This is a genomic window from Kitasatospora sp. NPDC054768, assembly GCF_053612025.1.
On the sequence record NZ_JBSHBN010000021.1, the window covers coordinates 47810 to 61038 of the forward strand.

General features: G+C 71.8%; 14 protein-coding genes and 1 pseudogene. 3 read left to right on the forward strand and 12 right to left on the reverse strand.

Annotation, left to right across the window (positions count from 1 at the left end):
• Nucleotides 1-131: 131 nt before the first annotated feature.
• Genes ACWGKU_RS09265 through ACWGKU_RS09280 form a run of 4 tightly spaced genes read right to left on the reverse strand, consistent with a single transcriptional unit; the run spans nucleotide 132 to nucleotide 3559 of the window.
• The gene (locus tag ACWGKU_RS09265; RefSeq protein WP_452177847.1) at nucleotides 132-1328 is read right to left on the reverse strand and encodes an ABC transporter permease; all 1197 of its coding nucleotides are present in this window, start codon (nucleotides 1326-1328) and stop codon (nucleotides 132-134) included.
• Nucleotides 1325-2035, reverse strand: coding sequence for an ABC transporter ATP-binding protein (locus tag ACWGKU_RS09270; RefSeq protein ID WP_452177848.1), 711 nt, complete (start codon nucleotides 2033-2035; stop codon nucleotides 1325-1327). The genes ACWGKU_RS09265 and ACWGKU_RS09270 overlap by 4 nt, the downstream gene beginning before the upstream one ends.
• A complete protein-coding gene (locus tag ACWGKU_RS09275) occupies nucleotides 2032-3123 on the reverse strand; it encodes an efflux RND transporter periplasmic adaptor subunit (protein ID WP_452177849.1) in 1092 nt (363 codons plus the stop codon). The genes ACWGKU_RS09270 and ACWGKU_RS09275 overlap by 4 nt, the downstream gene beginning before the upstream one ends.
• Entirely contained in the window at nucleotides 3113-3559 is a 447-nt protein-coding gene (locus ACWGKU_RS09280; protein WP_452177850.1) for a hypothetical protein, read from the reverse strand. Before ACWGKU_RS09280 ends, ACWGKU_RS09275 begins: the two co-directional genes overlap by 11 nt.
• Before the next feature lie 220 nt (nucleotides 3560-3779).
• Between ACWGKU_RS09280 and ACWGKU_RS09285 the strand changes: the two genes are divergently transcribed.
• Together ACWGKU_RS09285 and ACWGKU_RS09290 are read left to right on the forward strand one after the other, a co-directional pair.
• Nucleotides 3780-4445: a response regulator transcription factor gene (locus tag ACWGKU_RS09285; protein ID WP_380550139.1), complete on the forward strand. Its 666-nt coding sequence runs from the start codon at nucleotides 3780-3782 to the stop codon at nucleotides 4443-4445.
• On the forward strand, nucleotides 4442-5707 hold the full coding sequence (locus ACWGKU_RS09290) for a sensor histidine kinase (RefSeq protein ID WP_452177851.1): 1266 nt from the start codon (nucleotides 4442-4444) through the stop codon (nucleotides 5705-5707). The genes ACWGKU_RS09285 and ACWGKU_RS09290 overlap by 4 nt, the downstream gene beginning before the upstream one ends.
• Nucleotides 5708-5755: 48 nt before the next feature.
• On the opposite strand, the pseudogene ACWGKU_RS09295 reads toward ACWGKU_RS09290, so the two are convergent.
• The 3 genes and pseudogenes from ACWGKU_RS09295 to ACWGKU_RS09305 form a co-directional block, all read right to left on the reverse strand.
• Nucleotides 5756-6112 (reverse strand): annotated as a pseudogene (locus ACWGKU_RS09295) (maleylpyruvate isomerase N-terminal domain-containing protein); the annotation flags it as partial.
• A 35-nt stretch (nucleotides 6113-6147) separates the two neighbouring features.
• Nucleotides 6148-7707: an alpha/beta fold hydrolase gene (locus ACWGKU_RS09300; protein ID WP_452177852.1), complete on the reverse strand. Its 1560-nt coding sequence runs from the start codon at nucleotides 7705-7707 to the stop codon at nucleotides 6148-6150.
• Nucleotides 7704-8156, reverse strand: a complete 453-nt coding sequence (locus ACWGKU_RS09305; RefSeq protein ID WP_452177853.1) for a CPBP family intramembrane glutamic endopeptidase — start codon at nucleotides 8154-8156, stop codon at nucleotides 7704-7706. Before ACWGKU_RS09305 ends, ACWGKU_RS09300 begins: the two co-directional genes overlap by 4 nt.
• Before the next feature lie 588 nt (nucleotides 8157-8744).
• Here ACWGKU_RS09305 and ACWGKU_RS09310 point away from each other — a divergent pair.
• The gene (locus tag ACWGKU_RS09310) at nucleotides 8745-9251 is read left to right on the forward strand and encodes an RICIN domain-containing protein (RefSeq protein ID WP_401047358.1); all 507 of its coding nucleotides are present in this window, start codon (nucleotides 8745-8747) and stop codon (nucleotides 9249-9251) included.
• A gap of 385 nt (nucleotides 9252-9636) precedes the next feature.
• Here the strand turns inward: ACWGKU_RS09310 and ACWGKU_RS09315 are convergent, their stop codons facing one another.
• The 5 genes from ACWGKU_RS09315 to ACWGKU_RS09335 all read right to left on the reverse strand — a co-directional run bounded on the left by ACWGKU_RS09315 (nucleotide 9637) and on the right by ACWGKU_RS09335 (nucleotide 13189).
• Complete coding sequence (locus ACWGKU_RS09315) at nucleotides 9637-9879, reverse strand: hypothetical protein (RefSeq protein ID WP_401047355.1); 243 nt, start codon at nucleotides 9877-9879, stop codon at nucleotides 9637-9639.
• Between the two features lie 645 nt (nucleotides 9880-10524).
• Nucleotides 10525-10749 carry a hypothetical protein gene (locus ACWGKU_RS09320; protein ID WP_401047365.1) on the reverse strand — a complete coding sequence of 75 codons (225 nt, stop codon included), beginning with the start codon at nucleotides 10747-10749 and terminating at the stop codon, nucleotides 10525-10527.
• Between the two features lie 37 nt (nucleotides 10750-10786).
• Nucleotides 10787-11002 (reverse strand): hypothetical protein, encoded by a 216-nt coding sequence (locus tag ACWGKU_RS09325; RefSeq protein ID WP_452177854.1) that lies wholly within the window; start codon nucleotides 11000-11002, stop codon nucleotides 10787-10789.
• Between the two features lie 241 nt (nucleotides 11003-11243).
• Entirely contained in the window at nucleotides 11244-12095 is an 852-nt protein-coding gene (locus tag ACWGKU_RS09330) for an SDR family oxidoreductase (RefSeq protein ID WP_452177855.1), read from the reverse strand.
• A 212-nt stretch (nucleotides 12096-12307) separates the two neighbouring features.
• Complete coding sequence (locus ACWGKU_RS09335) at nucleotides 12308-13189, reverse strand: SDR family oxidoreductase (protein ID WP_452177856.1); 882 nt, start codon at nucleotides 13187-13189, stop codon at nucleotides 12308-12310.
• Between the last annotated feature and the right edge of the window lie 40 nt (nucleotides 13190-13229).

Below are 13229 nucleotides of genomic sequence, written 5' to 3' on the forward strand. Positions count from 1 at the left end.
CCGGCCGGGGCCCCGGTGCGAACCCGCTGCGACTTCACGTGAACAGAGCCACTCGTCCTCTGGTTGGCCGCCCGAAGCTTTCCGGGACGGCCAACCAGGCGTACCTTCGACGCCTTCCCGAGCAGGCCGCCCTAGCCGGTGCGGAGGGCGAGGGTCGGGGAGAGGCGGGAGGCCCGGACGGCCGGGTAGAGGCCTGCCACCGTCCCGATGAGCAGGGTGGCGGCGAAGCCCCCGGTGACGGCCCAGAGGGGGACCACCCAGGGCAGGCCGCCCGAGACGGCGAAGGCGTAGGTGGCGGCCGCGCCCAGGGCCACGCCGGCCAGCCCGCCCAGTCCGGAGAGCAGGAGGGACTCCGTCACGAACTGGAGGCGGATCTGGCCCCTGGTGGCGCCCAGGGAGCGGCGCAGTCCGATCTCGTGGCGCCTCTCCAATACCGAGATGATCATCGTGTTGGCGACCCCGACGCCGCCGACCAGGAGTGCCACCCCGCCCAGCCCGAGCAGGAGGTCGGTGAACGCCCCCTCGGTGGCGGCCTTGGCCCGGAGCGCCGAGGAGGGGTCGGTGACCTGCACGTTGTGCGGGTTCTGCGGATCGACGGTGCGTGGGATCAGCTCGCGGACCGCGCCGACCGTCCGGTCCGTCGACCGTTCGTAGATCTGGGTCGGATGGCCGTCGAAGCCCAGCAGCGCGCCGGCGCCGTCCCAGCCGACCAGGGCGGCCCGCTCGATCTCGGGAGCCAGCGGCAGCGGGTCGAGGATGCCGATGACGGTGAAGTACCGGCCGCCGATGTGGACCTGCTGACCGGGGGCGGTGATGCCCAGGCGCTGGGCCGCGACGTGTCCGAGCACCGTCGACGGGTAGCGCCCGTTGGCCTCGTTGAGCCAGGTGCCCGAGCCGACCGCGCCGCGCACGACGTCCAGCAGCCCTTCGGTGGCGGCCTTCACGGTGATGCCGCCGGTTTCGTCGCTGGGGATCTTCTCGCTGCGCCTGACGGACTGCGCCAGGTCACCGGTCGCGCCGACCTGCTCGACCCCGGGGACGCGGCTCAGCATGCCGATCGACTCCTCGGGCAGCTTCACCTTCTCGCCGAACAGCCCCTGGCCGGGGGAGGCCACCAGCAAGTTGGTACCCAACTGGTCGAGCTGTCGCAGGAGTTGGGCCTTGCTGGAGGAGGAGATGCCGACCACCGCGATCATGGTGGCGATGCCGATGGCGATGCCCAGCGCGGACAGCACCACCCGCAGCGGCCGGGTGCGCAGGCCGGCCGAGCCGACGTGGAGGACGTCACGGGGGCCGAGCCGGGCCGGGGAGAGCCGTGTGCGGCTCATCGCTCCCCACCCCGATCGGCCGGGTCGGCGGCGCCGGTGCGCAGATCCGCCACGACGCGGCCGTCGCGGATCCGGACCTGGCGCGGCAGGCTGTCGGCGATCTCGCCGTCGTGGGTGATCACCGCGATGGTGGCACCCTCGGCGTTGAGGTCGTGCAGCAGCTCCATCACCGCTTCGCTCGAGGCGGAGTCCAGCGCGCCGGTCGGCTCGTCGGCCAGCAGCAGGTCCGGCTCGCCGACCACCGCCCGGGCGATGGCCACCCGCTGCCGCTGGCCGCCCGACAGCTCGTGCGGACGGTGGTGCATGCGGTCCGCGAGCCCGACCCGCTCCAGGGCCACGGCCGCGCGCCTGCGGCGCTGGGCGCGCGGCAGGCCCGAGTAGAGCAGGCCCTCGGCGACGTTGTCCTGGGCGCTGACCCCGGCCACCAGATGGAAGGACTGGAAGACGAAGCCGATGTGCCGGGCCCGCAGGGCGGACAGCCGGCGGTCGGAGAGGGCGGCGACGTCGTGGCCCGCCAGGGTGACGGATCCGGCGCTGGGCCGGTCCAGGGTGCCGACGATGTGCAGCAGGGTGGACTTGCCCGACCCCGAAGGGCCGACGATGGCGAGCAGGTCGCCGCGTCCGATGCGCAGGTCCACCCCGTGCAGCGCCACGACCCCGCCCGGATACTCCTTGGTGACCTGGTTCAACTCGACCACGGCGCTCATGACTTGGGCACCCCGACCTTCATTCCCTCGGCCAGGCCGGTCCCGCTGACCTCGACCCGGCCCTGTCCGAACATGCCGAGCTCGACCGGGACGTCGCGCACCTTCCCGTCCTCCACGACCTGGACGCCGAAGCCCCCGCCGGACAGCGCGAGCAGTGCGTTGACCGGTACCGTCAGCACGTCCTTGCGGACCTCTCCTTCGAGCTCGACGGTGACCGGCGCCTGGTCGAAGCCCTCCGCCTGCCCCGGGTCGTCGAAGAGCACCCGGGCGGTGATCTTGGCGGGCTTGTCCTGGGAGCCCTGCTCCTTGCCGTCCTCACCGATGGTGCGGTCGACGGAGGCGACCTTGCCCTTGGCCCTGCCGCCGCCGGGCAGGTCGACCTCGACCCGGGTACCGGGCTTGGCGAGGTCGGCCCGGGAGACCTCGATCTTGATCTGCACCTGCCGTTCGGAGCCGGTGGTGGTGAGGACCGGCTTGCCGGGGGCGGCCTGGTCGCCGACGGCCGCATCGTTCTTCTTGATCCGCACCGGACCGGGCGAGAAGGCGATCTGCTCGGGGCCGATCTCGCCGGTCCGGGCCAGACCGTGGGCCTTCTGCCAGCGTTTGACCGCTTCTGCGGTGCCGGGGGTGAACTCCTCGTCCGCGGCCAGCCCCTTGCCGTAGCCCAAGTCGCGGAGGTTTTCCTTCAGCTGTCCGACGTCCGGCCCCTTGTCGCCGGCCTTCATCGTCCGGTACACGGGGCGCTCGCCGTCCATGAGCCGGACCTTCCGGCCGTCGACCTCGTAGAGAACCCCGTCGCGTTTCACCACCGCGCCGGCCTCCGGGAGCCAGGTGAGGGTGCCCGGCACACCGGCGTTGAGCCGGTGCTCCTCGGCATAGCCGAGGGTCCCGTCCACCTGGGTCCGGCTGCTCAGGTCCTGTCGTTCCACCGAGCCCGTGCTCGGCGGCGGCCCGCCGGTGCGGTCCGTGCCGGCGCTGCTGACACCGCCGGTCTGCGAGAGGGCCGTGACCCCGCCCACCAGCGAGACCGAGGTGACCAGCGCGGCGATCAGGTACGTTCGGCGGCTCCGCCCGCGCTCACTCCGCATTCTGACCACTGCACGCCTTGTTCGCCTTGTCGAACCTGTCCTTCTCGGCGCCCTCCGGGATCTTCATCGCCTGTCCCGACATCGCCGAGTCGCCGTCGAACTTCGGGTCCGGCATGTCCACACCGTTACCGCGCATGCACCGGGCGAATTCGACGGCCTTGTCCTTGTCGGCCTGGGACATCTTCGTGCCGCCCGAGCCGCCGACTCCCCCGCAGGCCTTGAGGGCCTCCGCCATCTTGTCCTGCCCGCCCTCGATGACCAGACCCCGCGGGTCCTGGCCCGGCTCCGGCTCCTTCACCTGGGCGCCGTGTTCGCGCAGGCACTTACGGTGCTCGTAGGCCCGGTCCGCCGCCGCGCCCTTGCCCGACGAGTCCGAGCCGCCGCCCCCGCCCGTGCCCGTGGCGCCTCCGCCGCAAGCCGCGGTGAACAGCGCCATCCCCGCCACCAGCACGGCCGCCGCGCCGTACCTGTGGTTTCGCATGTGGTTCCGCATGTGGTTCCGCATGGAATTCCTCCGTGTCCGATTGCGAGTGACCGACCACCGTCTCCGATACCGGGTGACCGACCACGCAGAGGCTGGCACGCACCCGCATTTCGCCGCTGTCAGCCGAGACCTTTACGGCGACGAAAGGTGGTTCTCAGGTACACCTGATGTCATGCGTGTACTGATCGTGGAGGACGAGGAATTCCTGGCGGACATGATCGCCGAGGGATTGCGGCGCGACGCCCTGGCCGTCGACGTCGTGTACAACGGCGCCGACGCGCTGGAGCGGCTGCGCCTCACGGACTACGACGTGCTCGTGCTCGACCGCGACCTGCCCGGAGCGCACGGCGACGAGGTGTGCCAGAGCGTCGTCGAACAGCGGTTGCTGACCCGGGTACTGATGCTCACCGCCGCCGGCACCGTCCGCGACCGCGTCGACGGCCTGGACCTGGGCGCGGACGACTACCTCACCAAGCCGTTCGCCTACGAGGAACTGCTGGCCCGGGTACTGGCGCTCGGCCGCCGCACCCACCCCGCCCTTCCGCCGGTCCTCGAACGTGCGGGCATCACCCTCGACACCGCTCGCCGCCAGGCCTTCCGGGAGGGCCGCTACCTCGCCCTGTCCCGCAAGGAGTTCGGCGTACTGGAGGCGCTGATGCAGGCCGAGGGCGCCGTGGTCAGCGGTGAGGACCTGATCGAGCGGGTGTGGGAGCGGAACATGGGATACCGCACCAACGCGGTCCGGGTCGCCCTCAGCAAACTCCGCGCCAAGCTCGGCGAGCCCTCGGTCATCGACACCGTGCCCGGCCACGGCTACCGCATCGGCGTCCCGGCATGAGGCGCTCCGCCCGGGTCGGCCCGAACCGCCCTCCGCTGCCCGGCCGACCACGCCCGCGGCTGCCGGGCGGGGAGCGGGGCCGGCTGACCATGCTCTACGGCGGGCTGCTCGTCCTCGCCGGGGCCATGCTCATCGTCCTGGTCAACTTCCTGGTCCGGGAGGGTCTGTACACCTCGATCAGCACGGCCGTCGCCGTCGAACCGCGACTGGCCACACTGGCGACCCCGGACCTCGCCGCGGCGAAACCCCTCACGGTGGGAACCGCCGCACCCGCGAACGCTCCACCCGGAACCACCCCCGCCGACGGCGGACAGTCCCACTTCCAGGCCGTCAAGGTCGTCACCCAGGCCGCCGAGCAGGCCGCCCAGAACCAGCTGCTGACCGTCTCCCTGATCGCTCTGGCCGCCTTCGCCGTCATCTCGATGGCACTGGCCTGGTGGATGTCGGGACGGGTGCTGCGCCCGGTGGCGGTGATCACCAACACGGCGCGGCGGCTCTCGGGTGAGAACCTGCACGAGCGGATCGCCCTCGACGCGCCCCCGGGCGAGCTCAAACAGCTCGCCGACACCTTCGACGCCATGCTCGACCGCATGGAGCAACTGGTGGGTGCGCAGCAGCGGTTCGCAGCCAACGCCGCACACGAACTGCGGACTCCGCTCGCGGTGCAGCGGGCCGCGGCCGAAATCGGGCTGGCCACCGAGGACCCGGCCGCCGTCGCCCGGATCCGCCGCAAACTGATCGAGGTCTCCGAGAGCAGCGAACGGCTCATCGAGGGCCTGCTGTTGCTGTCCGTCTCCGACCAGAGGCTGGACCACCGCGAACCGGTCGCACTGGACCAGCTGGCCCGCGCGGTGGCCGCCGAGTGCGCCGCCTCGGAGGAAGCCCGAGCGAACCGCGTCACCGTCCGAACCGACACCGCCCCCGTGTCCGTCGAGGGTGATCCGGTGCTGCTGGCACACCTGGTACGCAACCTGGTCGGCAACGCCCTGCGCTACAACCACGACGGCGGCCGGGTCGAGGTCGGCGTGCGCGACGGCGTCCTGGAGATCGGCAACACCGGCCCCCAGGTGCCGACGGAGACGGTCCCCTACCTCTTCGAGCCCTTCCGCCGCCTGCAGGAGCGTCGACACAGCCCGCGTGAGGGCGCGGGCCTGGGCCTGTCCATCGTCGCCTCCATCGCGCGTGCCCATCACGCCGTCGTCACCGCCGTCCCCGGCAGCACGGGCGGACTGCGGGTCCGGGTCGAGTTCCCCACGCCCTGATCCGGCTGCTGGGGGCACCTGGACGTTCTTCGAACGGTGCCCGCACCGGACGGCCCCTGAACAGGTCTCCGGGGCCTGCGAGCGGCCCCACCAGGTCCAGCAGCCGCGGTCCGGGCCGGCCTCGCGCATCGCGTCGAGCATGAGTTCGGTCGACTCGGCGAGCCAGGCGTCCAGGGCTTCGCGGTCGCGGGGCGCGGTCGGGGCGCCCTTCGGGTCCGTTTTCGCCGGGGGCTCGGCGCCCGGGCCCGCCGCGACGATGGCGGCCTGGCGGCGGCGGCCGTCGCCGAGGTGCTGCGCCAGTTCGCGCAGCGTCCAGTCCGGGCAGGTCGGGACCTGGACGTCAAGGTCGGGGGCGGACGCGATCGCGGCGCGGAACGCGACCGAGCGGTCCTGAAAGACCTTCAGCGAACCTCCAGGACAAGCGGGCCGGGACGCCCCGGCTACGCCTTGGTACAGGTCGGGTCGGCCTCCGGCAGGCGTCCGCCGGCCAGGTAGGCGTTGACCGCGTCGTCCACGCACGCGTTGCCGTACGTCCCGTAGAGCCCGTGCTGGTCGGCGCCCCGCAGGGTCAGCAGCCGGGAGCCGGGCAGCAGCCCGTGCAGCGCGACGCCGTCCCGGTAGGGGGTGCGCGGGTCCCCGGTGGCGGAGAGGATCAGTGCCCGGGCGTCGCGGCGTACCTCGGTGGGCGCCTCGCGCGGGGGGTCCAGGAAGGCGCACGGGGAGATGTTGTCGAGCAGCGGGCCGGACAGCGGGTACCGGGCGCGGTCGCGCTCGATCCGGCGCCAGTAGTCCTCCGGGTCGCGCGGCGCCGTACCGTCCGCGCACAGGATGGCCTGGGAGATGCTGCCGGCCTGCGACCCCTGCGGGGTGAACAGGAAGCGCAGCATGGCGGTGGTCCCGTCCGAGGGGGTGACCGGCCGGCCCGACGCGGCCTCGGCGAGCGTCGCCGTCAGCTCGGCGAGGCCCGCCCGATCCGCGTCGGAGTCGCCCGCGAGGTTCATGAACACCAGCATCGGCACCCGGGTGTCGTCGAGCTCGAAGGCGTCGGCGCCGGTGCCGACGACGAGCGGGCGCGCCGCGGCCGCCCGGACCGTGCGCAGCACCCCGGTGACCACCTCCTCGCGGGTGCGGCCCAGCCCGTACGTGTCGTGGCGGGCCGCCGCCCAGTCCGCCCAGTCGGCGAACGCCCGCTCGTTCTCCGGCGCCATGTTGGGGAGCAGCGCCGGCCCGGCGTGGGCCGGGTTCAGCGCGCTGTCCAGGACCACCCGGTCGTAGCGGCCGGGGAACATCTGGGTGTACACCGTGCCGAGGTAGGTGCCGTACGAGAGGCCGAGGTAGGAGATCCGCCGCTCGCCGAGCGCGCCCCGCACCACGTCCATGTCCCGGGCCGCGTCGCGGGTGCTCGCGTGCGGCAGCAGGTCCCCGGCCGCCGAACGGCACCGGGTCGCGAGGTCCCGCTGGAGGGCGACCTGGCGCTCGAAGGAGGCCCGGCCGGTCCCGGCGGAGGTGATGCTGAAGCCGATCGGCCAGCCGCAGTCGAGGGGGGCGCTGCGGCCGACGAAGCGCGGGTCCAGCCCGACGATGTCGAAGCGGGCGGCGGTGTCCTTCAACGCGGCGCGCACCCGCGGCGGCGCGCCGAGCGTCGGACTGCCGGGGCCGCCGTCGTTGAGCAGCAGCGTGCCGATCCGGTGGCGGGTGTCGGTGGCCTTGATCCGGGAGAGCGCCAGCGTGACCGTGCGTCCGCCGGGGTCGCCGTAGTCGAGCGGCACGGTAACCTCCGCGCAGCGGGCGCCGGCCCGTTCCAGCGCGGCGCCCTCCTCGTCCTGCGGGCCCTGGACGCAGCTGTGCCAGGCCGGGCGCTGCTGGTAGTAGCGGTCGAGCCCCCGGGGGATGCCGGCGGCCTGCGCGGCGGCTTCTGCCGGTGCGGTGGCGGCGGCCGCGGTCAGGCCGGCCACGAGGGCGAGAGCGGCCGCGGCGGCGCGGCGGCGGAGGTAGATCAAGACGTCTCCTCGGCGGTGCGGGGCCCGGTCCGGGCCACCTCCGTACAGGACGCATGCGGGGCAAACGATATGACGATCAGTCGGCAGTCGGCCAGCGCGTGCAGCAGCACCAGCGGCCAGACACTCCCGATGCACAGCCGCGCGCCGCACAGGAAGAAGCCGAACGCGCCGGCCTCCAGCACCTGCCACAGCGTGTTGCCCAGGGGCGCGTCGAAGAACAGCCAGTTGTCGAGGTGCCCGACCCCGAACAGCGCCGCCGTCAGCGCCCCCGCGCGCACTGGGCCGAGCGGCCGTGCGACCTCCAGCACCAGCGCCCGGCTGCTCAGCTCCTCGCTGACCCCGATGGCGAGCATCAGCACCACCCCGCCCGCCAGGGCCGCCGTGCCGCCCTCGATCCCGGGCAGCGCCGCCAGCACCGTCACCGGCAGCAGCACCGGCCAGCGCGCCATCACCCCTGGGCGCGATCGCGAGCACCATGGTGCAGGGCGCGCCCTCGTACTGCTGGGTCGGCCAGCGGGACCATCTTCGCAATACGGTCGATAGCGGACGCGTTCATGTGACAGTCCCCCCCAAGGACACGTGGTGATGAAGGTGATGGTGATCGGATGAACGGGCGCCCGATGTCGCGCCCCGAGGCGCCCGCCCGAGCCCCCCGGCTCCGCCGGCTCGCTCTCCCCGCCTCTCACCCTGATAGACGTCCATCCCGCCGGGGGGTTGCAGGTCGGTTCGAAGAAATTTCTCGCGGACTTCGCCCGGAACGAGGGCGTTCAACCAGGGGGCACGACACTGGCACGGCCAGGCCCGCCCGTTCGCCGACCACATCGACGTCCGGACAGCGGCCCTGGTCGCCTACGACAGCGTCCAGCCCACCCACGGCCTCGAGGCTCCGCCCGAGGCGCCCGCCGCGATCGCTGTCGATCTCGGCGGGGTCGACATCCGACACGACTCCCGTGCTTTTCCGCCATTCGCCCACCCCATCGATTCCCCGGCCATCGGCCGGGTAGGCCCGGGATGCCACCCACCCATGAGGAGAGCCAATGAGGCTTCGGATCGGTCAGGGAACAGCGGCACTTGTCGCCGGAATCGTGGTCACCACAGGATTCGCGGCCGCACCATCCGCCGACGCCGCTACCGTGCATTCGCTGTCGGCGGGTTCGCGAACCTTCGTCAACGTGAACTCCGGTAAGTGCTTGGAGATCTGGAACGACGCCACCGACAACGGCGCCCGTGCCGGCCAGTGGGACTGCAACGGATCAGCAACCCAGCAATGGCAGGTGTACCTCAACGGTGCCTGGGCCGCCATCGTCAATGTGAACTCGGGCAAGTGCTTGGAGATCTGGGGCGACGCCACCGACAACGGCGCCTTTGCCGGCCAGTGGGACTGCAACGGATCGCCAACCCAGCAGTGGCTCTTGACCTCCACTGGCGAAATCAGCAACAGGAACTCGGGCAAGTGCCTGGAGATCTGGAACGACGCCACCCACAACGGTGCGACCGCAAACCAGTGGCAGTGCAACTGGTCCGCCACGCAGAAGTGGCGCTGAGACGCGTTCGCGCGTGGTCGCCCGGTGACCGAAGGCCGAGTCCGGCATGGCCTCGGCTGTTCCGGGCCGGGCCTCCCGCCGGGTGATCTCAGCTTTGTGCTCCTGACCTTTTCTCGCAGACACACAGAGGCCCGGCACCATCACGGCGCCGGGCCTCTGAGCGGCGTGGGGCCGCAGCCACGGCCGGCGGTTGTCGGGAGGGCAGTGGTTTCACCGTCCGGCCGGTCGACGGCGAGACAGCCCGGTTGTCAAACCCGCCGAGTTCCCCGAATACGCCCCGAGTCACCCAGCACCATGAACACCGCCCCGGGTTGATCCGCTACGCCACTCCGCAGGACACGACCCCAGGAAGGCGGAGGGTTGCCGGTGACGGGGAGCTGGTTGGTCAGTCGCTGATTGCGAGATGCAGGATGGTGACCCAACTGTCGGTGACCAACAACAGGTTGCGCCACCATATGCAGTAGGAGTGCGGACCTCCGACATCGCCGCAGCTTCGGACGGGACCCAGGTGTGCCGCGACGAGGTCGGCGAGGCCATCGGCGAGTTCGCCGGCCTGCCGGATCTCATCGGGCGTGCGGGGGTTGGGCACGAACTCCGTTTTGGGGGGCTGCATGAACCCCTTGGTCACCTGCCGATGGAGAATGTCCCGCCAGGCCCGGGGGGAGGCGAGCGGGAGTATCGGTGTCCCATCTGGTATCCGCTGCCCAGCCGCCGGCGTCGTGGACGGCCTGAGCGAGACCCTGCATCCGGTCAGTACCGGGTGTCATCCCGGTCACGGGAACCACGTGAAGCAGCTCGATGAACGGCTCGTGGTTGCAGTCCTGGAACAGGTCCAGGAGGGGTTCCGCCGCGGCTGACAGTGCGTCCGGCGCGGCGACCGGGTTGAGCACGGCCGTCCGGGTCCTCTCGTCCGTTGTTGCGGTGCGGCCCCATTGTGCTGGCTGAGCGCGCGTTCGTGCGCGGAGTTTTTGCGGCCTCCCGTGGGTGGAGGTGCCGGAGCTGTCCCCGCTCGTGCGGGGCCGACCGGGCAGATGCATCGGACGCCGCACCGACGTCGCCCTCTTCCCGAACGACGACGCGTTCCTATGGCTGGTCACCGCCGTGCTCGTCGAACTCCACGACGAGTGGATCGCTTCCCCTGCCGCTACATGCCCAAGGGCAGCATGGACCAGCTCTACCCGGCCAAGCTCCCCCGGAGCCCGTTCACCGAGCGCCTGCCTCCACCGGAGACCGAGGTGGCGGCGTCCAGGCACCGTACGCAGCACGGCCTCATTCAGCATGTGGATGAGCGGCACGATGCCCCACCGGCGCTGTACCTCGTCTGGATCCTTCGCAGGTTGCGCGGCTCGGGCTGGGCCTCGTCCGGGGTGAGCCGGATCGCCCCGGACTTCCGCTCGGCGATGTCCCGCCAGCTCGGCTTGGGCATCCGGTCGTTCAGCAGGGTCAGCTCGGTGGTCATCTGCTCGCGCAGCTCGTCGACGAGGACGGCGGCGTCCATCGGGTGACCGACGGCGTACGGCGGCGGATCCGCTCGGTCAGGTCCGGCTTCCGCCGGCTGCGGCTCTCCATACGCCGTGGCGGATCCATTGCCGGTTGCCCGCACATGCCACGGCCGGACCGACGAGCATGGACAGCATCCACAGCGCGACGCTGGCGGGCGAGTAGATGTAGTACTGCCATCGATTCGGCAGCAGCGTCGGCAGGAGAAGGAGCGCGACCAGTGTCACCCAGGTTGTGAGCACAGTGATCACTGCGCGCGACGCCACATCCACACCGTTTCCTGGTGCCACGTGTCCCCCTGGCCGAGTTCGGAGCGGATCCCGGAGCGGATCCCTCCCATCAAGTTTGAACGTGTTCAATATAGCAGCGCGGCTGCGGGGCGGTCGGCAGCTGGTGCTGCCGACCACTCAACATGGGAGTGCTGGCCGGGGTGGCGGAATCCGGAGTGCCGAGCAGCCGGGCCGCACCGTACGGTTGGTCGGCACGACGGGCTCAGCGGAAGTCGTCGGCGTGGTCGACGGCCCACTGGGCGTAGGTGTGTGCCGGAGCGCCGGTGATCTTTTCGGCGATGACGGAGGTCGCGGCCGCGACGCCGTCGGCGGCGGCCCACTGACTCACGATCGCCTCGGCCACGACCGGATGCATGGTTCTGGCGATTTCCGCGCGGGCCTGCTCGTCGGATATGTGCTCGATCCGGATGTGACGGCCGATGGCCTCGCCGATGTGCTCGACCTGGCGTTGCAGGGACAGGGACTCTGCCCCGTAGACGGTGTAGGCCTGGTGCGAGTGGCCCGGTTCGGTCAGGGCGGTCACCGCCAGCGCCGCGATGTCCTTCTCGTGCACCGGTGCCGACTGTGCGAGCGGACGGGGAAGGCGGACGACGTTGTCGGTGCGGATCGATTCGGCCCACCAGGTACGGGTGTTGGTCGCGAACGTCCCCGGCCTGAGGAACGTCCAGTCCATGCCGGACCGTTGGACGGCCTGCTCGATCGTGCGGTTCAGGCGGGTGACCGGGTGGTCGGCGTCGGGGTCCAGGGCGACCGACACCGACGAGAGCAGAACCACCTGCCGGATCCCCGCGGCTGCGGCCGCAGCGGCGACCTTCTCGATGTCGTAGGGCTTCCGGGGGTCGAGCATTCCGTACAGGAACACCTTGTCGGCACCGTCGAGCGCTGTGGGGAGGGTCTCGGGACGCTCAAGGTCGGCGACGACTGCTTCGCACTCGGGCGTCGAGCCCGCGGTCGGGGTCCGGCTGACCGCTCTGACCTGCTCACCGGCGGCCAGCAGGCCACCGGCCACATGACGACCGACGTTGCCGCGGGCGCCGAAGACGACTGCCACCATGATGGAACCTCCTGCTTGTTGTGGACATGAGTTGCCGCATCGGCGGGGGTGGTGCGAGAGGTGTCGCTTCCCCGCGGGTGGCGGACCGGCGCCGGCGGCCTGGTCGTCGGCGCCGGTGCGGGGGAACGGGTCGGGAGCCGGTGTGCGCCGACCGCGGGATGCGCGGATGCGCGGATCCGAGATGTCGCTGCGACGGGACGGTCGGTCGCCGATCAGGGCTGGATGTTCTCCAGGTCCTCCAGGAGGCCGGGGTGCCTCGGCTCCCAGCCGAGCGCCTGCCGGGTGCGGGTGCTGGACGAGGGCTGGTCGGCCTTGAAGATCGGGCCGAGCGGGCCGTAGGTCTCCTCCGGCACCGACTCGATCGGCAGGCCCAGCCGTCGGCCGATGACGGCCGCGATGTCCCGTATCCGGTCCCCCTCGTCGGCCACGGCGTGCCAGGCGGTACCGGCCGGCGCCTGCTCCAGGGCGAGCCGGAACAGAACGGCCGCGTCGAGCGCGTGGACCGCGGGCCAGCGCTGGGTGCCGTCGCCGGGGTAGCCGGAGATCCCGCTTCGGCGTGCGATGTCGGTCAGCAGACCGGCGAACCCGCCCGTGCCCCCGTTGTGAACCGTGCGCGGCAGGCGTACGGACGTGCTGCGGACCCCGCGCGAGGCCAGGCCCAGGACCGCCGTGACCGTGCGACCGCGGCCGCCGACCGGCCCGTCGGTCGGTACCGGGTCGGCCTCGGTGGAGGCCCGGCCCGGCACCCGGGGCGTACCCGAGACGGTGACCAGGGGGCGGTCGCTGGCGACGAGTTCCTCGCCGAGGGCGGTGAGGGCGGCGGTCTCCTCGGCGACGTTCCGGGCGAGGGCCTCGGGGCTGCTGAAGTCGTTGCCGAAGGCCAGGTGGATCACCCCGTCGGCCCGGGCGGCGCCGGAACGCAGAACGTCGAGATCGGCGAGGCCTCCCCGCAGCGGCTCGGCGCCGGCCATCTCGGCGGCCTGTGCGGAGGCGTCGGAGCGGGCGAGCGCGAGGACGGTGTGGCCGTTGCCGAGGAGTTCGGCGACGACGGCGGAACCGATCAGACCGGTGCCGCCGGTGACGAAGACGCGCATGGAACCCTCCCAGAAGTGATGGGACTCTTGTCCCATCACC